The sequence below is a fragment of the Methylobacillus pratensis genome, from assembly GCF_054072455.1.
Genome location: NZ_JBSUSR010000001.1, coordinates 219,786 through 241,741, shown reverse-complemented (window position 1 = coordinate 241,741; position 21,956 = coordinate 219,786). Strand labels below are relative to the sequence as shown.

The window sequence follows — 21,956 nt, the reverse complement described above, 5'->3', positions numbered from 1 at the left end:
GGAGGGCGCGGACATGATGCTTTTCCTCGAAACGCTGATCGGCGGCCTGTTGGCCGGCACTATGTATTCGCTGGTGGCGATCGGCTTCGTGCTGATCTACAAGGCCAGCGGCGTGTTCAACTTCGCCCAGGGCTCCATCCTGCTGTTCTCGGCCTTGTTCTTCGTCACGGTGTACGAAGCCGGCGTGCCGTTCGCGCTGGCCCTGTTGGCAACCCTGGCGATGCTGGTCGTATCGTCGGTACTGATCGAGCGCGTGGTGCTGCGGCCATTGACCAACCGCAGCCCGATGACCCTGTTCATGGCGACGCTGGGGCTTTCCTACGTGGTGGAAGGCCTGGCGCAAGGCGCGATGGGCGCCAATGTCCACGAGCTGGACCTCGGCATAGACGATGTGCCGGTATTCGTCGGCGACCTGCTCATCAGCAAGTTCGACCTGGTGGCGGCCATCACTGCCGTGCTGCTGGTCTCACTGCTGGCGTTGCTGTTCAACAAGACTCGCATCGGCATCTCGCTGCGCGCAGTGGCGGACGATACGCGCGCGGCGCTGTCGGTCGGCATCAACCTCAACCGCATCTGGCAGATCGTCTGGACGGTGGCGGGCATCACCGGGCTGGTGGCAGGCATGCTCTGGGGCGCGCGCCAAGGGGTGCAGTTCGCCTTGTCGCTGGTGGTGCTCAAGGCATTGCCAGTGCTCATCATCGGCGGCTTCACCTCGATCGGCGGCGCCATCGCAGGCGGGCTGATCGTCGGCGCCGCGGAAAACCTGGCGGAAGCCTATATCGGCCCCCATATCGGCGGCGGCATTACCGGCTGGTTCGCCTATTTCCTGGCGTTGGCATTCCTATTCGTGCGTCCCGCGGGCATCTTCGGCGAACGCGCGATCGAGCGGGTGTGAGCATGAGCGGGCTATTGAATAGAAAAGGCGACACCATGAGCGGTACCCCTCTATTAACGCATTCCCGCAACTGGGCGCCAGTGCTGCTCAAGGATGGCAAGCTGCCCTATGCCTTGCTCCTGCTGCTGTTCGCATTCGCCGCCGTGCCGTTGGTGGGCAGCGACTACTGGCTCAATGCCGTCATCATCCCGTTCCTGATCCTCTCGCTGGCAGGACTGGGGCTCAACCTGCTCACCGGCTATGCCGGGCAGACCTCGCTGGGCTCGGGCGGCTTCATGGCGGTGGGGGCTTTCGCCACCTATGCGTTCCTCATTCATCTCGACCTGCCTTTCCTGGTCGCGATCTTCCTTGGCGGATTGGTGGCAGCGCTGGTGGGGCTGTTCTTCGGCTTGCCCAGCGCCAAGATCAAGGGCTTCTACCTGATGGTGACCAGCCTGGCTGCGCAGTTCTTCCTGGAATGGGTGTTCGTGAAGTTTCCGTGGTTCTACAACTACAGCTCGTCGGCCACGATTTCGTCGCCGCGGCTGGAAGTGCTGGGCTGGGAGATCGCCAGCCCGCTCACCAAGTATTACCTGGTGAGCGGCCTGGTGGCGTTGCTGACCTGGCTTGCCGTCAACCTCGTGCGCGGGCAGGCCGGGCGCAACTGGATGGCGATCCGCGACATGGATACCGCCGCCGCGGTGATCGGCATCCGCGTCAACCGCAGCAAGATCCTCGCTTTTGCCGTCAGCTCCTTCTATCTCGGCATCGCAGGAGCGCTGTGGGTATTCGCCTATCTCGGTTCGGCCGGGGTGCAGAGCTTCGGCCTGCAGCGGTCGTTCCAGATCCTGTTCATCATCATTATCGGCGGGCTGGGCAGCATCAGCGGCAGTTTCATCGGCGCCGCCTTCATCAGCCTGCTGCCGCTGGCGCTGGACTTCATTTCCCAGTCGTTGTTCGCGGGGAAGCTGGACGCCGGGTTGCTGCAGAACATCCAGAAGGTCATTTTCGGCAGCCTGATCATCTGGTTCCTGATCAAGGAGCCGGAAGGCATCGCGCGCTTGCTCAGCAACCTGCGCGGCAGGTTGTCGGTGTGGCCGTTGCGTTTTTGATTTGCACTATTTTGATTTGCACCATGTTTTCAAGGGGTTTAAACCATATGAAGTCTCCATTCTTCCTCAATACCATTGCGGCATTGACCATGTCGGCCGTGCTCGGCCTCGCTGTCCCGGCAGTGGGCAGCGCCGCGGAGCAATACGTGCCGCTACCGACCTACCGCGTTGGCCCCTATGCCTCCAGTGGCACCTTGTGGTGGGCGGGCACGCTGGATTATTTCCGCTACATCAACGAAGTCGAAGGCGGCATCGAGGGCGTCAAGATCAATTACGAGGAGTTCGAGACCGAGTGGAGCCCCGACCGCACCGTGGAGGTCTATGAGCGGGTGAAAAAGGGCAAGCACGGCTCTCCGCTGGCATTCTTCTTCACGCACAGCACGCCGGCTTCCTATGCGCTGATCGAGAAGGCCTCGGCGGACAAGATTCCCCTGATCGACCCGGCGGGCGGGCGTACCGAATCGACCGACGGCACGGTGTTCCCCTACGCATTCCCGCTGCTGTTCAACTACTACAGCCAGGCTTCCACCGGCATCAACTACATCGCGCAGAAGGAAGGCGGGCTGGACAAGCTAAAGGGCAAGAAGATCGTGACGGTCTACCACGACTCGGCCTACGGGCGCGAGACGCAGGCCGCGATTAAGCTGCTGGCGGAGAAATACGGCTTCGAGAACATCCAGATCCCGGTGGCCGATCCCGGCAACGAGCAATCGCCGCAATGGCGCCGCGTGCGCGAGATCAAGCCTGACTGGGTGTTCCTGCGCACCTGGGGCGTGTCGACGCCGGTGGCGATCAAGACCGCCGCGCGTTTCGGCATCCCGGTCGACCACATCATCGGCGATGTCTGGGCCGGTTCCGAGGCCGACGTGATCCCGGCCGGTACGGCAGCCAAGGGCTACCAGGCGCTGGCGCCTTATCCCGGCGGCGCCGGTTTCGAGATTCACCAGCGCTTGAAGAAGCACATCCTCGATGCCGGCAAGAGCGACCTGCGCGACAAGAAATTCTTCGGCGCCGTGTACTACAACATCGGCCTCGTCAATGCCGCACTGGCGGTGGAAGCGCTGCGCACCGGCTACAAGAAGTTCGGCAAGCGCCCGTTGAACGGCGAGGAAGGGCGCTGGGCTTTCGAGCACCTGGCGATCGACGATGCGCGCCTGAAGCAGATCGGTTTCCACGGCCTGTTGCAGCCGCTCAATATCACCCCGTATGACCACGAGGGCGGCGGCGCGGCGCGCATCCAGCAATGGGATGGCAAGCAGTGGCAGTTGAAGACCGACTGGATACAGGCGGACCGCAAGGCCCTGCGGCCGCTGATCGAGGCGAAATCCGCGGCCTATGCCAAGGAGAAGGGCATCGCCCGCCGCGACCCGGCCAAGGAACACTGATGCCGAGCGGTATTGATGCTGAAGGAACCCGCGATTCTATTTATTGATTTGGAGAGCACATCACCATGACGATCACGCGCGCCATGACCGTATTGGCCCTGGCATTGGGGATATCCGCCACGGCCCAGGCCGTGACCACTACGCCCGGCCCCGACGCCGGCAAGCAGTTCCAGCCCATCGCCAGCTACCGGGTGGGGCCTTATGCCTCGGCCGGGGTGCAGATATGGGCCGGGATCATCGATTACTACCGCTACATCAACGAGGTGGAAGGCGGCATCAACGGCGTCAAGATTGTCTGGCAGGAGTGCGAGACCGAGTGGACCGCGGAAAAAGGCGTAGAGTGCTACGAGCGCGCGAAGAAGGGGCTGAACGGCGCCCCGGTCGCGACTTATTACCCGAACGGCGCCCCGGCCGCCTATGCATTGTCCGACCGCGCACTGGCCGACAAGATTCCGCAGATCACCATGGCCTACGGCCGTACCGAGGCGGCGGACGGCACAGTGTTCCCATATATTTTCCCGGTGCTGCTGACCTTCTACAGTGAGGCTTCCGCGCTGGTCAACTACATCGCGCAGCAGGAAGGCGGGCTCGACAAGCTCAAGGGCAAGAAGATTGTCACCCTGTATCATGATTCGGCCTACGGACGCGAAACCATAGAGCCACTCAAGCTGCTGGCCGGGAAATACGGTTTCCAGGACATCCAGGTGCCGTTTGCCGATCCCGGCAACGAGCAGTCGGCCCAATGGCGGCAGATACGCCAAGCCAAGCCTGACTGGGTATTCATCCGCACCTGGGGCGTCTCCTCGCCGGTGGCGATCAAGACCGCCGCGCGTTTCGGCATCCCGGCCAACCGCATCATCGGCGACGTCTGGGCCAGCTCCGAGGAGGACGTCATCCCGGCCGGCGCCGCTGCCAAGGGCTACCTGGCGCTGACGCCTTATCCTGCCGGTACCGGCTTCGAAATCCACAAGCGCCTGAAAAAACACATCATCGATGCGGGCAAGAGCGATCTGCGCGATACCAGGAACTTCGGCAGCGTCTACTACAACTCGGGCCTGGTCAATGCGGTGATTGGCGTCGAGGCGGTGCGTGCGGCCCAGGCCAAGTTCGGCAAGCGGCCGATCACCGGCGAAGAAGGGCAGTGGGGCCTGGAGCACCTGAATATCGACGATGCGCGCCTCAAGGAAAACGGCTTCAAAGGCCTGTTGCAGAACTTCAAGCTCTCATGCGCCGACCATGAAGGCGGCGGCGCGGTGCGGGTGCAGCAGTGGGACGGCAGCAAATGGAAGCTGGTCAGCGACTGGATTCAGGCCGACCGACAACTGCTGTGGCCGCTGATCAAGACCAAGTCGGCCGCTTATGCCAAGCAAAAGGGCATCACGCCGCGCGAATGCGGGAAGGAGTCGTGAGATGAGCGCCGTTTCCGTTCCCCAGGCCAATCCTAGCGCAGAGGACCTACTGCGCGTGGACGACATCGAGGTCATCTACGACGGCGCGATCCTGGCCGTCAGCGGCGTATCGTTGGCCGTGCCCCAGGGCGGCATCATCGCCTTGCTTGGCGCCAACGGCGCGGGCAAGAGCACCACGCTCAAGGCGATTTCGGGCCTGGTGCGCGCCGACCGCGCCGCCATCAGCCGGGGCAGCATTCACTTCAAGGGCCAGGCCAGCACGCAAACGCCGCCCAACCTGCTGGTGCAGCAGGGCATCGTCCATGTGCTGGAAGGCCGCCATGTCTTTCCGCACCTGACGGTAGAGGAAAACCTGCGCAGCGGCGGCTTTGTCAGGCGTCCCAGCAGGCAGACCCTGCAGGACGGGCTGGAGCGTATCTATGCCTGGTTCCCGCGCCTGAAGGAAAAACGCAAGGTGCAGGCCGGATATACCTCGGGCGGCGAGCAGCAGATGGTGGCGATCGGCCGAGCCCTGATGACCAACCCCTCTCTGGTACTGCTCGATGAACCTTCCATGGGGCTGGCGCCGCTGATCGTGCAGGAGATTTTCGAGATCGTCAGCCAGCTCAATGAAAAAGAGGGCGTCAGCTTCCTGGTGGCCGAGCAGAACATCCCGGTGGCGCTCAAGCATGCGCATTACGGCTACGTGCTGGAAACCGGCCGCGTGGTGCTGTCCGGTACGGCGCAGGAGCTGTTGCGGAACAACGCCTTGCAGGACGCCTATCTGGGAAAAAAGCAATGAACCGATATGCAGCACCGATGAATATGAGGATGGAAATAGAGCAATGACGCAGATTTCACAAGCATGGGGCGCCGGGCCCAGCGAACGCTACGAAGCGATCGCCGCGCAATACCGCCCCATTTTCGACAGGATCGCCCAAGGCGCGGTGGAACGCGAGTTGCAGCGCGGGCTGCCGTTCGAGGAGCTGGAATGGCTGCGCGAGGCCGGGTTCATGGCGTTGCGGGTACCCGAGGAATACGGCGGCCAGGGCGTGAGCCTGCCGGAGTATTTCAACCTGCTGGTCGAGCTGGCCCAGGCCGATTCCAACCTGGTGCAGGCCGTGCGCGGCCATGCCGGCTTCGTGGAGAATGTCCTGAACTCGCACGACGCCGCGTTCCGCGAGCATTGGCTGGCGCGCATCAGCGGTGAGAAGGTGTTCGCAGGCCCGGCCTGGACCGAGCCGGGAGATGCGCCGCAAGGCCTGTTCGCCACCAGGGTGAGCAGGAACGGTGACCATTACCTGCTGAACGGCGTCAAGTTCTATACCACCGGTTCGCTTTACGCCAACTGGATCGAGGTAGGTTGCACCAACAATGACGATGCCTCCGCTTCCGTGCTGGTGCGCCGTGACGATCCCGGCGTGCATATCGAGGACGACTGGGACGGTTTCGGCCAAAAGCTCACGGCCAGCGGCACGGTCCATTTCAAGGATGTGCGCGTCGAAGCGGCCAATGTGAACCTGGCGGAGGAGGGGTGCCGCTACGCCACCGGCTTCTTCCAGCTCTTCCACCTGGCGGCCCTTGCCGGCATCGGCCGCAGGCTGAGCGACGAGGCCGCGCTTGCCGTGCGCCGCCGCAAGCGCAATTTCAGCCATGCCAATACGCCGCTGGCGCGCCACGACCCGCAAATACTGCAGGTGATCGGCCAGTTGCGCGGCGCGGCCTATGCCGCCGGCGCCGTCGTGTTGCAGAACGCCGCAGCCCTGCAACGTGCCTACGACACGCGCTTCCGGCATGACCTCGAGGCGGAAGACAGCGCCAATGCGATAGCCGAGCTGGAAGTCAGCCAGGCGCAGGGCACCGTCATTTCACTGATCCTGCACAGCGCCACCATCCTGTTCGACGCCCTCGGCGCTTCGGCCACGTTCAGGGAATCCGCGCTGGACCGTTTCTGGCGCAACGCGCGCACGCTCGGCTCGCACAACCCGCGCATCTACAAGGACCGCATCGTCGGCGATTTTGCCGTCAACGGCACCTTGCCGCCGTATCAGTGGCGCATTGGCGTGGCGTGATGCGCATGATTGAAGAGTTTATGGCCTGCAAGGCAGGCGTTCGTACCATTATTGAAAGGATGAATCATGAGTGAAAGCAGCAAGGAAAATATCAAGTTCGCATATTGGGTGCCCAACGTCAGCGGCGGGCTGGTGGTGAGCAAGGTCGAGCAGCGCACGGGCTGGGACCTGGACTACAACATCAAGCTGGCCCAGCTTGCGGAGCAGAACGGCTTCGACTACGCCTTGAGCCAGATCCGCTTCACGGCGGGCTACGGCGCCGAGTTCCAGCACGAGCCGGTTTCCTTTTCGCACGCCTTGCTGGCGGCCACCACCAGGCTCAAGGTGATCGCTGCCATCCTGCCGGGGCCGTGGAACCCTGCCGTGGCGGCCAAGCAGCTGGCGACCATAGACCAGCTCACCAAGGGGCGCGTCGCGGTCAATATCGTCTCCGGCTGGTTCAAGGGCGAATTCCAGGCGATTGGCGAGCCGTGGCTGGAGCATGACGAGCGCTACCGCCGCTCGGAGGAGTTCATCCGCGCGCTCAAGGGCATCTGGACCACGGACAGCTTCAGCTTCAACGGCGACTTCTACCGTTTCCACGACTACACATTGAAACCCAAGCCATACAACCAGAACCCGCATCCCGAAATCTTCCAGGGCGGCAGCTCGCGCGCCGCGCGCGACATGGCTTCGCGCGTGTCGGACTGGTACTTTACCAACGGCAACACCGTGGAAGGCATCAAGGCGCAGATAGACGACATCAAGGCGAAGGCCGCCGCCAACGACCATAAGGTCAAGATCGGCGTCAATGCCTTCATCATCGCCCGCGACACGGAAGAGGAAGCAAAGGCAGTCTTGCAGGAGATCATCGACAAGGCCGACCCGGAGGCCGTGAACGCCTTCGGCGACGCGGTGAAGCAGGCGGGCAAGGCCAGCCCGGAAGGCGAGGGCAACTGGGCCAAGTCCACCTTCGAGGACCTGGTGCAGTACAACGACGGCTTCAAGACCAACCTGATCGGCACGCCGCAGCAGATCGCCGAGCGCATCGTCGCGCTCAAGGCCATCGGCGTGGACCTGGTATTGTCGGCGTTCCTGCATTTCCAGGAGGAAGTGGTGTATTTTGGCGAGAAAGTGCTGCCGCTCGTGCGCGAGCTGGAGCAGAAACAGGTGGCCCTGGCCGCATAGGCGGTTTGGCATTCAGGCTTAAGCGCGGATGCTTGAATGCAGGCCCTATAAACAATGGAGATCATATGGCAGGCAATACCTTACCTCACTGGTTGACCCATCACTCCGCCATCCAGCCCGGACGGGTCGCGTTGCGTCACAAGCAACTGGGCATCTGGCACGAACAGCGCTGGAAAGACCTGCACGGCGAGGTCGCTCAGCTGGTTGATGCCCTGCACAAGCTGGGGTTCGGACGCGGCGACACGCTGGTATTGCTGACCCATCCCCGGCGCGAGGCATTGCTGCTATCGATTGCGGCGCAATGGCTGGGCGGGATTGCCGCGCCGCTTGACCCTTCGCTCGAAGACGACACGCTGGCCTTGCTGCTCACGCATCTCGCCCCTGCCTTCGTATTCGCCGAAGGGCAGCAGCAAGTGGAGCAGACCCTCGCCAGCAGCCAGCCAGGCGTGCAGGTGATCTATGCCGAGGCGCGCGGCCTGGAAGGACATGCGCAGAGCGCGATGCGGCAGTACCGCGCCTTGCTGTCGGCAGCCGCAGCGGTACCGAGGGCGCCGGTGGCGGAGGCTGAGCAGTCGGCGTTCGCGCTTTACCGCGTGAACGGGGGACGCCATGTGCAGGTGGAGCACTTCCGTCACGACGAGCTGCTGGAAGAGGGGCGGCAACTGGTATTTGCCGAACGGCTCGGCCGCCATGAAGAAGCGTTCGCCGCGCGCGTTTTCGCCACTAGCGGCCATTTGCGCTATTTGCTGTCGCCATGGCTGACGGCAGGCTTCACGCTCAATTTCCCCGAAAACATCCTGACGCGGGACGCCGACAGGCGCGAACTGGGACCGACGCTGGTGGTCGGCACCCGCGACACCTACCAAAGGCTGGAATCCATGGTCAGGGCCAGGCTGCCGCTGCCTGACAGCCTACTGGGCAGGTTCGTCACCTACGCCTTGCGGCCCGATGGCTCTATCTTGCAGCGTTTCCTCGGCTATTGGCTGGTGAAGCGCCCCTTGCGCGACGTCATCGGTTTCTCGCGCATCCGAGTGCCGCTGCTGATCGGCCCGGCCTTGGCGCAGGAGTCGCTGCAGTTCTTCAAGAACCTGGACATCCATATCCACACCTGGGACAAGGTCGCGAACTGGCGCACCTTGCCGACCACCACGACGCGGCAGGTGCCGTCGCCGGAGTCCGGCTCTGACGGCATCAAAAGGGCATCGTGATGGCATTAGCTCCATTGCTCGAGTTGCAGGGCATTTCGCTTTCGTTCAAGGGCGTCAAGGCGATCACCGACATCAGCTTTGCCGTGGCCAAGGGGGAAATCTGCGCATTGATCGGCCCCAACGGCGCGGGCAAGAGCTCATTGCTCAACGTCATCAATGGCGTGTATCAGGCGGACGAAGGCCTTATCGGCTTCAACGGCGCAAGCTACCGCAGGATGCGGTCGCACCAGGCGGCGTTGCAGGGCATTGCGCGCACGTTCCAGAACATTGCCCTGTTCAAGGGCATGAGCGTGCTCGACAACGTCCTGACCGGCCGCAACCTCAAGGTGAAAAGCAGCTGGGTGGAGCAGGTGCTCGGCATCGGCCGGGCATCCGCCGATGAAGCCGTGCAACGCAGGAGGGCAGAGGAAGTCATTGATTTTCTGCATATCAACCAGTGGCGCAACAGCATTGTCGGCACTCTGCCTTACGGGCTGCAGAAACGGGTGGAGCTGGCGCGGGCGCTGGCAGCGGAGCCCAGCCTGCTGCTGCTCGACGAACCGATGGCGGGCATGAACAGCGAGGAAAAGGCTGAGATGAGCCGCTTCATCCTCGACACCCAGCGCGAGTTCGGCACCACCATCGTGCTCATCGAGCATGACATCGGCGTGGTGATGAACCTGTCGGACCACGTCGTCGTGCTCGATTACGGGCGCAAGGTGGGCGACGGCACGCCGGACGAAGTGCGCAACAATCAGGAAGTGATCGCCGCATATCTTGGAGTAAAGCATTAAGAATGAATAATAAGGAAATGAAATAATGGAGTTTTTCCTTGAAGTTCTGGCAGGGGGATTGCTGGCCGGGCTGATGTATTCCTTGGTGGCGATCGGCTTCGTGCTCATTTACAAGGCATCGGGCGTATTCAATTTCGCCCAGGGCGCCATGGTACTGTTCGCCGCGCTGACCTTCGTCAGCCTGCTGGAGCGCGGCGTGCCGTTCTGGGCGTGCTTTGCCGCGACCTTGCTCATCATGGTCCTGCTGGCCTGGGGCATTGAGCGCGCCGTGTTGCGCCCCTTGGTGAACCGGCCGCCGATCACGCTGTTCATGGCGACGCTGGGCCTGAGCTACATCATCGAGGGGCTGGCGCAATTCCTCTGGGGAGCGCAGGTGCATGGCCTGGAACTGGGCATCAGCGACGAGCCGCTCGAGGTCGGCGGGCTGCTGCTGTCGCAGTTCGACCTGTTCGCCGCGGCGACGGCCGGCGTCTTGGTGCTGGTGCTGTCCCTGCTGTTCAACAAGACCAGGATCGGCATTTCGCTGCGCGCGGTGGCCGATGACCAGGTAGCGGCGCTCTCGGTCGGCGTCAGGCTGCAGCGCATCTGGATGATCGTCTGGGCGGTGGCGGGGTTCGTCGGCCTAGTGGCCGGATTGCTCTGGGGCGCGCGCCTGGGCGTGCAGTTCTCCCTGTCGCTGGTGGTGCTCAAGGCATTGCCGGTGCTGATCATCGGCGGCTTCACCTCGATCGGCGGGGCGATTATCGGCGGCCTCATCATCGGCGCGTCGGAAAAGCTCGCCGAGGTGTACCTGGGGCCGGTAATCGGCGGCGGTATAGAAAACTGGTTCCCCTATGTGCTGGCGTTGCTGTTCTTGCTGGTCAGGCCGTCGGGGATTTTTGGCGAGCGCGAGATTGCGCGGGTTTAAGAATCGATTCTAAGAGCGGCTGACAAAACCCAGCGAAGCGATTCCGGCCAAGCGCTCTGCCGCAGGCAGTACAAGTCGTACGGCAAGGCAGGGCAACAACGCCAGAAGGGTTTTGTCAGCCGTTCCAAGTAAGGTAGTTTCGGAGAAGATCATGATATACAGGGAATCGGGGCAGTTCGTCACCTCCTACCAGGCGGACAACCGCATCTTCCGGCTATGGCAGCAGCGCTGGGCTTTCTACGCCTTGCTCGGCTTCGCCTTTGCCGTGGTGCCGTTCATCGGCAACGATTACTGGTTCAGCGCCATCCTGATCCCTTTCCTGGTGCTGTCGCTGGCCGGGCTGGGCCTCAACCTGCTCACTGGCTATGCCGGGCAGATATCCCTGGGGTCGGCTGCCTTCATGGCGGTGGGCGCGTTCGCGGCCTACAACTTCCAGCTGCGTATCGACGGCCTGCCGCTGTTGCTGGGCTTTTTCTTCGGCGGCCTGGCCGCGGCGGCAGTGGGCATCATCTTCGGGCTGCCCAGCCTGCGCATCAAGGGCTTCTACCTGCTGGTGTCCACCCTGGCGGCGCAATTCGTCGTCACTTGGGCGCTGACTCAGTTCGGCTGGTTCTCCAACTACAACTCCTCGGGCGTGATCACCGCGCCGCCCTTGCGGATCGGCGGCCATGACTTCAGTTCCCCGTCCGGGCGCTACTTGCTGACCCTGGCCGTCGTCACCGTGCTCGCATTCTTCGCCCGCAGGGTGGTGCGCAGCGAGCTGGGACGGCACTGGATGGCGGTGCGCGACATGGATACCGCGGCCGCCGTGATCGGGATTTCCATTCCCAGGGCCAAGCTGCTGGCATTCGCCATCAGCTCATTCGTGCTCGGCATCGCCGGGGCGCTCTGGGCGTTCACCTATCTCGGCACGGTGGAGCCGCACGGCTTCGACCTCAGCCGCTCGTTCCAGATACTGTTCATCATCATTATCGGCGGCATGGGCAGCATATTGGGCAGCTTCCTCGGCGCGGCCTTCATCGTGCTTCTGCCCATCCTGCTTTCCAATCTCTCGGCGAGTTTCCTGGCAGGCGTGGTTGATCCGGGACAACTGGAAAACCTGCAGAAGATCATCTTCGGCGTATTCATCATCTTCTTCCTGATCAAGGAGCCCGCAGGCCTGGCGCGCATGTGGCAGACGTTCCGCGAGCGCATCCGCATCTGGCCGCTGCGGTTGTAGAGGCCAGGTTCTCCGGCCAGAACTGAACCCTATCTGAGCGATTTTTAGTTTCCCGCGTTTCGTACGGGTAGGGTTTTCTACGTCCAAATTAACTATAAATTACTTTATAAAAATATTTTAGTTAATTGAATATTAATGATTTATAAATTTTATTTTTTATACCTAAATAAAGGAGCTTGATATGTTCTCTCTCATGAAACAAACCTCGGCCATGAGGAAGCCGGCCGCACTGGCTGCGATGGCAGCGCTTGGCCTGGGCTTGCTCAGCGCGGCGGCGCAGGCGGCCAACGAGCAGTATTTCCCCTTGCAGAGCTACCGCGTCGGGCCTTACGCCGCGGGCGGCACTGGCTTTTTCGGCGGGTTCATCGACTACCTGCAATATGTGAACCTCAAGGAGGGCGGCGTCAACGGCGTGAAGTTCACCTGGAGCGAGTGCGAAACTGAATATGTGGTGGAAAAGGGCGTGGAGTGCTACGAGCGCCTGAAGAAAGGCCTCAATGGCGCGCCTGCCGCGGCGACCAATCCATTATCCGTGGGCATCGCCTATGCGACACTGGAACGCTCTACCGCCGACAAGCTGCCGCTGATCACCATCAATCACGGTCGCACCGATTCCACCGACGGCAGCGTGTTCCCCTATGTGTTCCCGCTGCAGCTCAACCCCTACAGCGAAGTGTCGGCCATCATCAACTACATCGGCGACAAATCCGGCGGCCTGGACAAGCTCAAGGGCAAGAAGATCGTGACCCTGTTCCACGGCTCGCCCTACGGCAAGGAGACCAACCCCATCCTCGAACTGCTCGCGAAGAAATACGGCTTTGAGCTGACTTTGCTTGAAGTGCCGCACCCAGGCAACGAACAGCAATCGCAATGGCTCAACATCCGCCGCATCAAGCCGGATTGGGTGATTCTGCGCGGCTGGGGCGTAATGAATCCGGTGGCGCTTAAGACCGCACAGAAGACCGGCTTCCCGGCCGACCACATTATCGGCAACATCTGGAGCAATTCCGAGGAGGATTCCGCACCGGCTGGCGCAGCCGCCAAGGGCTTCATCTCCATCACGACCCATCCGTCCGGTACCAACTTCCCGGTGCTGCAAGACATCGACAAGACCGTGATCAAGGCGGGCAAGGGCAATCTGCAAGACCCCAAGCGCTTCGGTACTGTCTACTACAACCTGGGCGTGGTGAACGGCATCCTTAATGTCGAAGCAGTACGCGTCGCGCAGGCCAAGTTCGGTAAGCGCCCCTTGACCGGCGAAGAAGTGCGTTGGGGCTTCGAAAACATCCGGCTGGACGATGCGCGGCTCAAGCAGCTGGGCGCCTACGGCCTGGTGCAACCGCTAAAACTATCTTGCTCTGACCACGAAGGCGGCGGCGCTGTACGCTTCCAGCAATGGGACGGCAAGCAATGGAAGGTGATCTCGGATTGGGTGCAGGCCGACCGCAAATTGCTGCGCCCGATTATTGAGGAATCGTCGCATAAGTATGCCAAGGAGAAGGGCATCACGCCGCGCGATTGCAGCAAGGAATCCTAGTCTCTAATCAAACAGCCTCCCTCAAGAAGGGAGGCCTGTTTCGTCTGTTGGTCAAAGCAAAATCGTCATTTTGCTTCATCAATTCTAGTGTGTATGTCATCGGTAAAATTGTAGACAGCCTCAATCATGATGTGTTCGTGCGTTGACTGAGCTCAACCTCATCAAATACGATGCAGCTATCTAAATTTAGTTAGGCAAAATGTCATGAGTGACTGGGATTTTCTTTACGAAATGAACGAGCGCGGCTTTAGCGCACAGGAAATAGCTGATGCTGCTAGTTCCGGCGCTGCGCCTTGGGAATGGGAATACATAGAAAGAGAGTGGATTGATTCTCAGCTTGAAGATGAGCTAAGGACATCCTTTCAGAGTAGAGATGGATTTCCCTTCAGCACGCTAGAGCAGGCAGAGATTTTTCACAATCTAGTTGATTGTGCTGCACGACACTTTAAGAACACGGGTAGGTATTTACAAGTCTGGGGAGAGCTGGGGGAGATCTACGCTGAGATCAAGTTTGGACTTCGCCGCCACGGAACACATACGCCTGGTTCTGACGGCATAATTGCCGGAAAGCTTGTTGAGGTAAAGACCATATCACCTGAGAAAGCCAGCGACCTTGTACTCGTTAAGAGTCAAGGAAACTTCGAGCAATTGCTCATCGTCCGCATTGATCGTGATTTCCAGTTCCAAGGTAAACTTTTTGACAGAAGCGAACTAAATGGGGTTGGTAGCAAGTTCCTTAGAGGGCGGCTCATCGATGACAAGAGCAATGCCTAACGCTCAACCTCGCTCCATTCATCGCTGAACACCGCGCAAAAGCCTCGCAGCGCTGGTTAGCTCTTAGGAGTAGCAGGAACATATAAAGAGTACGAGAGCACCATCAGCGAGTTTATAGTACGTGGTGGGTCGAAAATTCACTCCACCGTTAAGTCTATAATCTCGTCATTGCAGATGCGAAGGTGTCATGCTCAAGGCTGGTGCTACACAAGCCGCATAAGCATTGAGGGTCGAAAGCCGTTAAGAACAGCCGAACTAGCAGCTCATACTTATATCTACATAAGTCAAACACCGGGCCGCTACACAGCGACATAAACCATGAGTGGTTTCTCACCCATGGTTTTTTTGCTTTTAGAAAAAGTGCGCAATATGGAAGCGCACGGCAATGCCGTTGAAATCGGGCTGGCCCTGGTTGCGGGTTTCCCTGTAATAGTAGGTGTCGATACGCACATTGCTGCCGTTGATGAGGTAGCTGAATCCCAGGTCATAGCGCTTGCGTTCCAGCCCGGCCAGGGCCACGGCGTTGGTGTCGTCGTTCTCGAAGCGTTCATAGACGAACTTGGGCTGGATTTTCCCAATACCGATCTCCTGGGGGAACATATAGCTGCCTGTGAAGAAGAAGCCCTTGCCCTTGGCAATTTCGGGGTCCAGGGTATTGTCGTTGTCATAACGGTAGTACGAACCTTCCGCGCCGATCACGGCGCCGCCGGAAATGGCTTTTTCCAGGCGGCCGTCGATGTTCCAGTAGCGGTAATCGCCTGGGTTGGCCTGCGTGCCCGCGCCATCCTTCTGATAGCGGTAGGAAGCGCCAATCGCGAGTATGTCCTTGGCGCCGTCGTACATGGCGATATTGTAGAAGCCAGGCTCTGGGTCCCAGAAGTTGTAGGAAAGCCTGCCAGCAAAAGATAAATTATCCGATTGGTTGGAGGTGTTGGAGCCGCTGCGGCCTTCGAAGGCGCCGACATGGTACTTGAGTTTCTGGTTCAGCAGCACGCCCCAGACGGAGGCGCCGTTGTCGCGGCCTGCAAACTTGCTTGGCGCCTGCTCCGAGAATGGGTAATCGAATGTGGGAGGATAGTAGGGCGCAGATGCGGAAGCGCGGCTGGCCGGCGGCAGGAAGCGGCCGACAAAGATATTGAAGTGCTCGTTCAGCTCCAGCCCGATGCGTCCGTCCAGCAGCTTGATGTCGTCGTTGGCGTCCTTTTCGGTATTGAGTTCGAAGGAAACGTATTTATGCAGTTTGCCGTTGGTATAGAGACGCGCGCTTTCGATATCGAAGTCGTTCGACCTGTCCTTGCCGTTGGGGGCGGCGTCCTGCTCGGAACGATAGCTGGCGCGGGCCGCGACACCGATATTGATGAACTGGTCGTCATTGCGGGCAAAAGTCGGGTCTGCATAGGCCGGCGTGGAGAGCACGCCCAGGCTGAGCAGGGCTGGTAATACCCTCGGTCGGTATTGGAAACTCGTCGTTTTCATGTTGTATACACCCTGAAAGATAGATGGAAGATTCGGCAGGGCTAACAAAGGTTAGGCCTGCGTCACAGGGTGTATAGGCATTTAGTATGCCTGGTTTAAATGTTATTAATTTTCAATATTTTGAATTGAAATATTAAAGTAATAACTTGCTGATGAAAAAGCAAGGTGAGGAATGCATGCTTGCCTATAAGCAAGTGTATGCAACTTGATTTTGGGCAGGTGATTGCTGGCAGAGGCTGTGAGGGAAATCCATTGGCTCTCCTCAGTGAAAGTACTGATGCATTGTCCCTCTTTTATGCATCGGCGCGACGAATGGTAGGCGAGAGCAGGCCTAGCAGCATGACAGCGCCCCCGAGCAATCCCAGTAATATGAACAGCCAGCGCACCCCGATAAGCTCGCCCAATGGCGTGGCGACAGCCAGCCCGACTGGTGCGGCCAAGGCCATCAATGTCGTGAGCAACGCAAGCACCCGGCCATGCAGCTGGTTAGGAACAGTGCTTTGCACAATCGCCATGAAAGGCGCATTGCCCATTGCGTACGCACATGCGCCCAAGGACCAGAAAAGAATGGCAATCCAGAAATGCCCGGATGAGGGGATGGCCGTCAGGGCGAAGGAAAGGCAGGATAGGCCAAATCCCCACAGCACCCACCTGGTTCGCTGCCTGGGTGCGAGTATGGCAATCGCTATCCCGCCGATGATCATGCCGATTCCGCCTATGCTTTCAATGATGGCGACTTGGCTGGCGCCTCCGGCAAAATTCACCTTGACCAGCAGGGGAATCAAGGTGAACAGCGGCATCACGATCAGCACCGCCAACGTCAGCAAGGCATATAGCTGGCGTAGTGCAGGGTTGTGCCAGATTGTTTCGATGCCTTCCCGGAATTCTGCCCATAGGCTTGTTTGCCTGCCCATATCCCGTTCTGGCTGAGGTATCGTGAATAGGAGCAACGGCACGATGCCTAACATAGCGGTCAAGACATCGATCCCCAGCGCCCAGCCGATCGGCATGAGGCTGATTGCCAGCGCGCCTAGCGGGGCGGCGCCAATGGTCATGATCCCGAACAATGTCTGATTGAGCCCTGCAGCCCGCGAGAGAAACGCTGCCGGTACCAGCATTGCGGTACTGGCGGCGGTAGCCGGCTGCTGGAAAGCCTGCATCGCGCTGCGGACCGCCATCATGGTGTAGATATGCCAAAGGCTGACGCTGTCGGTGAGGAATAGCCCGATGAGCACCAGCATGCAGGCCGCGCTGATCAGGTCGGAGACGATCATGATCAGGCGCCGGTTGTAGCGGTCGGCAAAAGCGCCGCCCAGCGGGCCAAGCACAGCCTGGGGGAGCAGCGCCACCAAGCCTGCCATGCCCAGTGCCGATACGCTGCCAGTGGTGTCCGTGATCCACCATAGCAATACAAATTGCGTCAGCGCGGAGCCGATCAGTGATAGCGCCTGCCCCACGAAGATCGACCAATAGCGGAGACGCCAAGCATCAACAGCGGAAGTATGGTGATGCATCGATACTGTCATTCCTCCCGCTTGTCACCCAGGCCTGATCAGACCTTCCATTCTCCACCCAATACCTTGAACAGATTGATGCTGTTGGTGAGCGACAATTGCTTGAGCTGAACCAACGTCTGTTCGGCATCGAACAAGCTGCGCTGGGCATCGAGGAGCTCAAGATAGTTGGACACCCCTTTGTCAAAACGGCGGGTGGCCAGGCGCAACCGTTCGCGCTCTGCTTCGGTCACCTTGCTTTGAGCTGCGATTTGCTCGTCAATTTGCTGTTTTTGGCCCAAGACATCGTTCACTTCGCTGAAGGCGGTCTGGATGGTTTTCTCATACTCGGCTACCTGGATATTCTTGCGTACGTTGGCAAGGTCCAGGTTGGCCTGGTTGCGGCCAAAATCAAAGATGGGCAGGGTGAGCTGGGGGCTGAATGACCAAGCCTTGTCGCTGCTGCCGCCGAACAGTTTGAAGAAATGCTCGTTCACCAGCCCGGCATTGGTCGTCAGGGCGATGCTGGGAAAGAACGCAGCCCGAGCAGCGCCGATATTGGCATTGGCGGCTTTCAGACGGTGCTCCGCCGCCCGGATGTCTGGTCGGCGCTCAAGCAGCTCGGAGGGAATGCCTGCCGGTAGGGTGGCAAAACTGTTGGGATTGAGGGGGTCCTTTTTCAACAGCACCTCATAGCGTTGATCGCCCAATAACAGCAACAGCGTATTGAGGGCCTGGACGTGTTCCCGGTTGATGGAAGCCAGCGCGGCCCGCGCAGTTTCCAGTTGCAGCTCGGCGGTCTTGAATTCAAGCGCAGTGTCTATACCTGCGTCCAGCCGCCGCTTGGTGCGGGCGTAACTGACTTCCCGGGACGCCAGCGTTTCCTGGGCAAGCGCCTGTCTTTCCAACATGGCGCGGACATTCAGGTAGGCGACGGCAACCTCGGTAATCAGGCTGGTGCGTGCCGTCTGTTGCGCTTCCTCTGTCGCCAGGTAGGTCTCAAGCGCTGCGCGCGACAGGTTCTTGACGCGCCCGAAGAAATCCAGCTCGAAGTTGCTGATGCCCACGCCGACCCGGTACAGGTCAACATCAAAAGATGTCCCTTGAGCAAAAATCTGCTTGCTGCGATCATAACTGCCTGTGACGTTGATCGTCGGCAAGCGATCTGCGCGTTGCACACCGTACTGCGCCCGGGCCTCTTCAATCCTGAGCGCAGTTACCCTCAGGTCACGGTTGTTTCTGAGCGCAAAATCAATCAGCACCCGCAGGTCCTCGTCGGTGAAGTACTGTTCCCAGCTGGTCGGGGCAGGGGAGGCAATATCGGGCTGGCTGTAATGATATTCCGAAGGAATAGGGCCTTCAGGCCGTGCGTATTGCGGCGCCAACGAGCATGCTGAAAGCGCAGCGGCAATGAGCCCACCGAGACTCAGTTGACGTATGTTCATACAGATTCCTCCAACTCATGATGCTGCGGCCGCTTGATGAAACGGCCTATCACTGCAAAAAATAAAGGCACCAGGAACACGGCCAGCGCAGTTGCGGTGATGATGCCGCCCAGCACGCCGGTGCCGATCGCCACCTGGGCGCCAGAAGCGGCGCCAGTCGCCAAGGCCAGGGGCAGGACGCCCACGCCGAATGCCAGCGAGGTCATGATGATGGGGCGGAGACGCAATCTTGCAGCTTCCAGCGTTGCCTCGATAATGCCTTTGCCGTCCGCATAGAGGTCCTTGGCGAACTCCACGATCAGAATGGCGTTCTTCGCAGATAAGCCAATGGTGGCGATCAAGCCGACTTTGAAGTAGATATCGTTGGGCATATCGCGCAACATCACGCCCAGCAAGGCTCCCAATACGCCCAAAGGCACGACCAGGATGACGGAGAAGGGAATCAGCCAGCTCTCATATAGGGCGGCCAGCGCCAGGAATACGATCAGGATGGACAAACCAAACAGTACATTGGCTTGTGAGCCTGACAAGACTTCTTCGTAGGATTGGCCTGACCAGGAGAAGCCAATGCCGTTACCCAGCGATTGCGCAATTCGGCTGATCTCGGCCATGGCGTCACCGCTACTGTAGCCTTCTCCAGCATTGCCATTGATCGTGAAGGAAGGGTAGCCGTTGAAGCGGGAAAGCTGTGGTTGCCCCATCGTCCACTCCATCTTCACAAAGGAGGACATCGGCACCAGGTTCCCGGCAGTGGTGCGCACGCGCAGTTTCCTGACATCCTCAAGATCAAGGCGGTCCTTGCCGTCGGCCTGGATGATGACGCGGCGGATCTGGCTGCCGTGCATGAAATCGCCGATGTATTCCGAGCCGAACATCGTGGCCAGCGTGGCATTGATCTCGTCCATGCTTACGCCCATCGCCTGCGCTTTGCGCCGGTCAATGTCCAACTGGACAATCGGCGTCTCGGCCAGGCCGGCGAACATCAGGTTGGTCAGCACAGGGCTTTGATAGCCATCCGCCAACAACTTGTCGCGCGCCTCGACCAGCTTGTCGATGCCGACATTGCCGCGATCTTGCAACCGCAAGTCAAAGCCGTTGGATGAACCCAGTTCCGGCAATGCCGGCGTATTGAGCGCAAAGACGGTCAGGTTGTCGCGACCGTAGAAGCGGCCGTTGATCCTATCGATAATCGCCTGAACGCTCTGGCCTTCTCCGGTCCGCTCCTTCCAGTCCTTGAGGGTGGCGAAAATCATGCCGCTGCTGGAGGAGCTGCCGTAAATACTGAAGCCACCGACTTCATAGGAAAATTCCACTGGCTCTTCCGTGGTCAGGTAGTGGCTGACCTCGCCGAGCGTTTTCATGGTTTCGCTCATGGTGGCGCCCTGGGGCAGCATCACCATGACCATAAAGTTGCCTTGGTCTTCGTCCGGCAGGAATGCGGTCGGTAGGCGCACGAACATGATCGCCACCGCTGCCACAATCGCCCCATAAACAATGAGCCAGCGAATCGGCTTTTTCAGAATCTTGCCGATCCGACCTTCGTATCGGCTGCTCAACGACAGGAACATACGGTTGAACCAGCCAAAGAAACCGCGCTTCTCATGGTGGCCTGCATCAGGTTTTTTGAGCAAGGTTGCGCATAGCGCAGGGGTCAGCGACAGCGCGAGAAATGCCGAGAAGGCAATCGATACCGACAGCGACAGCGAGAATTGGCGGTAGATATTGCCTACGGCACCGCTAAAGAAGGCCATGGGCAGGAACACCGAGGTCAGCACCACGGTAATGCCAACGATGGCGCCGCTAATCTGCTTCATGGCTTTGACCGTGGCCTGATAAGGCGTCAAGCCTTCCTCTACCATGAGACGCTCGACGTTCTCGACCACCACGATGGCATCATCCACCACGATACCAATCGCCAACACCATGCCGAACATCGTCAGCACGTTGATCGAGAAGCCGAGTGCGTACATGACGCCAAAGGTGCCCAGCAAGGCAATTGGCACCACGATGGTCGGGATCAGCGTCGCCCGGACATTCTGCATGAAGAGGTACATGACCAGGAAGACCAGCAATATCGCTTCTAGCAGCGTATGCACCACTTTTTCGATAGAGATTTGGACAAACGCGGAGGTGTCGTAAGGGATCTGGTAATCCACTCCGGCCGGGAAGAACTTCTTCAGTTCATCCATGGTTTCGGTGATGCGCTTCACGGTTGCGACAGCATTGGAGCCGGGGGCCATCTTGACGGCAAGGCCCGCAGCATTCTTGCCATTGACCCGCGACATCACGGAATAATCGCTGCCGCCGTACTCAACCCGCGCTACATCCTTGAGAAGGATTGCACCACCATCGGCTTTGGTGCGCAGGGGAATGTTTTCAAAATCCTCCGGGGTGGTGAGTGAACCATCCGCCATGATGTTGGCGCTGATGGGGGCGTTGTCCGGCACCCCCAGGTTGCCCATTTGGCCTACGGTGATGCGGGCATTGTGGCTACGGATGGCGCTGCTGATATCCGAAGTGGACAGGTTGAGGGAGGTCAGCTTGGCAGGGTCCGGCCATATGCGCATCGCATATTCGGGACTGAAGTTCTGCACCTTGCCAACACCCTCCACGCGACGCAGCGCCTGCGTGATGTTGGCAGACATGATCTCGCCAAGCTCAATCTCGGTGAGGCGGTTGTTCTCCGAAGTGATCGAAACGACCAGTTGAATGGTGTCGGCAGACTTCTCGATCGAGATGCCATTGCGGCGCACGACTTCTGGCAACCTCGCCTCAACCGTCTTTAGGCGGTTCTGCACTTCAACCGCCGCCAAATCCGGGTTCGTGCCTTGCTTGAACGTCAGGCTCAACGATGCCGCCCCTGGACTGCTGCTAGCCGAGGTATACATCAACCTGGGCGCACCATTCATCTCCCGCTCAATAACGGCGGTAACGGTTTCCTCGACTACACGGGCCGAGGCGCCTGGGTAGCTTGCGGTAATGTTGACCACGGGAGGCGCGATGTCCGGGTATTGCGCCACCGGTAATCCGCGGATGGCGATAATCCCTGCCAATATGATCAGCAGCGAGATGACCCAGGCAAAGACGGGTCTATCAATAAAGAAACGTGCCATGAGATTGTCTTCT

Annotated in this window: 17 protein-coding genes; 13 read left to right on the top strand and 4 right to left on the bottom strand. The window is 59.7% G+C overall.

Annotated features, from left to right (window positions below):
- Positions 1-13: 13 nt before the first annotated feature.
- The 13 genes from ACW4YW_RS01110 to ACW4YW_RS01050 all read left to right on the top strand — a co-directional run bounded on the left by ACW4YW_RS01110 (position 14) and on the right by ACW4YW_RS01050 (position 14,416).
- Positions 14-895 (top strand): branched-chain amino acid ABC transporter permease, encoded by an 882-nt coding sequence (locus ACW4YW_RS01110; protein WP_457135863.1) that lies wholly within the window; start codon positions 14-16, stop codon positions 893-895.
- Between the two features lie 35 nt (positions 896-930).
- Positions 931-1,986, top strand: a complete 1,056-nt coding sequence (locus ACW4YW_RS01105) for a branched-chain amino acid ABC transporter permease (protein ID WP_457135862.1) — start codon at positions 931-933, stop codon at positions 1,984-1,986.
- A gap of 47 nt (positions 1,987-2,033) precedes the next feature.
- Positions 2,034-3,371 (top strand): ABC transporter substrate-binding protein, encoded by a 1,338-nt coding sequence (locus ACW4YW_RS01100; RefSeq protein ID WP_457135861.1) that lies wholly within the window; start codon positions 2,034-2,036, stop codon positions 3,369-3,371.
- Between the two features lie 65 nt (positions 3,372-3,436).
- Positions 3,437-4,780 carry an ABC transporter substrate-binding protein gene (locus tag ACW4YW_RS01095; protein WP_457135860.1) on the top strand — a complete coding sequence of 448 codons (1,344 nt, stop codon included), beginning with the start codon at positions 3,437-3,439 and terminating at the stop codon, positions 4,778-4,780.
- Between the two features lies 1 nt (position 4,781).
- Positions 4,782-5,561: an ABC transporter ATP-binding protein gene (locus ACW4YW_RS01090; protein WP_457135859.1), complete on the top strand. Its 780-nt coding sequence runs from the start codon at positions 4,782-4,784 to the stop codon at positions 5,559-5,561.
- A 43-nt stretch (positions 5,562-5,604) separates the two neighbouring features.
- On the top strand, positions 5,605-6,831 hold the full coding sequence (locus ACW4YW_RS01085; protein WP_457135858.1) for an acyl-CoA dehydrogenase family protein: 1,227 nt from the start codon (positions 5,605-5,607) through the stop codon (positions 6,829-6,831).
- A 66-nt stretch (positions 6,832-6,897) separates the two neighbouring features.
- Positions 6,898-7,998 (top strand): dimethylsulfone monooxygenase SfnG, encoded by a 1,101-nt coding sequence (sfnG, locus tag ACW4YW_RS01080; protein WP_457135857.1) that lies wholly within the window; start codon positions 6,898-6,900, stop codon positions 7,996-7,998.
- A gap of 65 nt (positions 7,999-8,063) precedes the next feature.
- A complete protein-coding gene (locus ACW4YW_RS01075; protein ID WP_457135856.1) occupies positions 8,064-9,206 on the top strand; it encodes an AMP-binding protein in 1,143 nt (380 codons plus the stop codon).
- Complete coding sequence (locus ACW4YW_RS01070; RefSeq protein ID WP_457135855.1) at positions 9,206-9,979, top strand: ABC transporter ATP-binding protein; 774 nt, start codon at positions 9,206-9,208, stop codon at positions 9,977-9,979. Before ACW4YW_RS01075 ends, ACW4YW_RS01070 begins: the two co-directional genes overlap by 1 nt.
- Positions 9,980-10,004: 25 nt before the next feature.
- A complete protein-coding gene (locus ACW4YW_RS01065) occupies positions 10,005-10,886 on the top strand; it encodes a branched-chain amino acid ABC transporter permease (protein ID WP_457135854.1) in 882 nt (293 codons plus the stop codon).
- A gap of 151 nt (positions 10,887-11,037) precedes the next feature.
- Complete coding sequence (locus ACW4YW_RS01060) at positions 11,038-12,105, top strand: branched-chain amino acid ABC transporter permease (protein ID WP_457135853.1); 1,068 nt, start codon at positions 11,038-11,040, stop codon at positions 12,103-12,105.
- Between the two features lie 238 nt (positions 12,106-12,343).
- A complete protein-coding gene (locus ACW4YW_RS01055) occupies positions 12,344-13,642 on the top strand; it encodes an ABC transporter substrate-binding protein (protein ID WP_457136485.1) in 1,299 nt (432 codons plus the stop codon).
- A 204-nt stretch (positions 13,643-13,846) separates the two neighbouring features.
- Positions 13,847-14,416 (top strand): hypothetical protein, encoded by a 570-nt coding sequence (locus ACW4YW_RS01050; protein ID WP_457135852.1) that lies wholly within the window; start codon positions 13,847-13,849, stop codon positions 14,414-14,416.
- 351 nt (positions 14,417-14,767) lie between these two features.
- Here the strand turns inward: ACW4YW_RS01050 and ACW4YW_RS01045 are convergent, their stop codons facing one another.
- From ACW4YW_RS01045 to ACW4YW_RS01030, 4 genes are all read right to left on the bottom strand, one after another.
- Positions 14,768-15,892 (bottom strand): porin, encoded by a 1,125-nt coding sequence (locus ACW4YW_RS01045; RefSeq protein WP_457135851.1) that lies wholly within the window; start codon positions 15,890-15,892, stop codon positions 14,768-14,770.
- Between the two features lie 293 nt (positions 15,893-16,185).
- Entirely contained in the window at positions 16,186-17,418 is a 1,233-nt protein-coding gene (locus ACW4YW_RS01040; protein ID WP_457135850.1) for an MFS transporter, read from the bottom strand.
- A 26-nt stretch (positions 17,419-17,444) separates the two neighbouring features.
- On the bottom strand, positions 17,445-18,830 hold the full coding sequence (locus ACW4YW_RS01035) for an efflux transporter outer membrane subunit (RefSeq protein WP_457135849.1): 1,386 nt from the start codon (positions 18,828-18,830) through the stop codon (positions 17,445-17,447).
- Complete coding sequence (locus ACW4YW_RS01030; RefSeq protein ID WP_457135848.1) at positions 18,827-21,943, bottom strand: multidrug efflux RND transporter permease subunit; 3,117 nt, start codon at positions 21,941-21,943, stop codon at positions 18,827-18,829. Before ACW4YW_RS01030 ends, ACW4YW_RS01035 begins: the two co-directional genes overlap by 4 nt.
- Between the last annotated feature and the right edge of the window lie 13 nt (positions 21,944-21,956).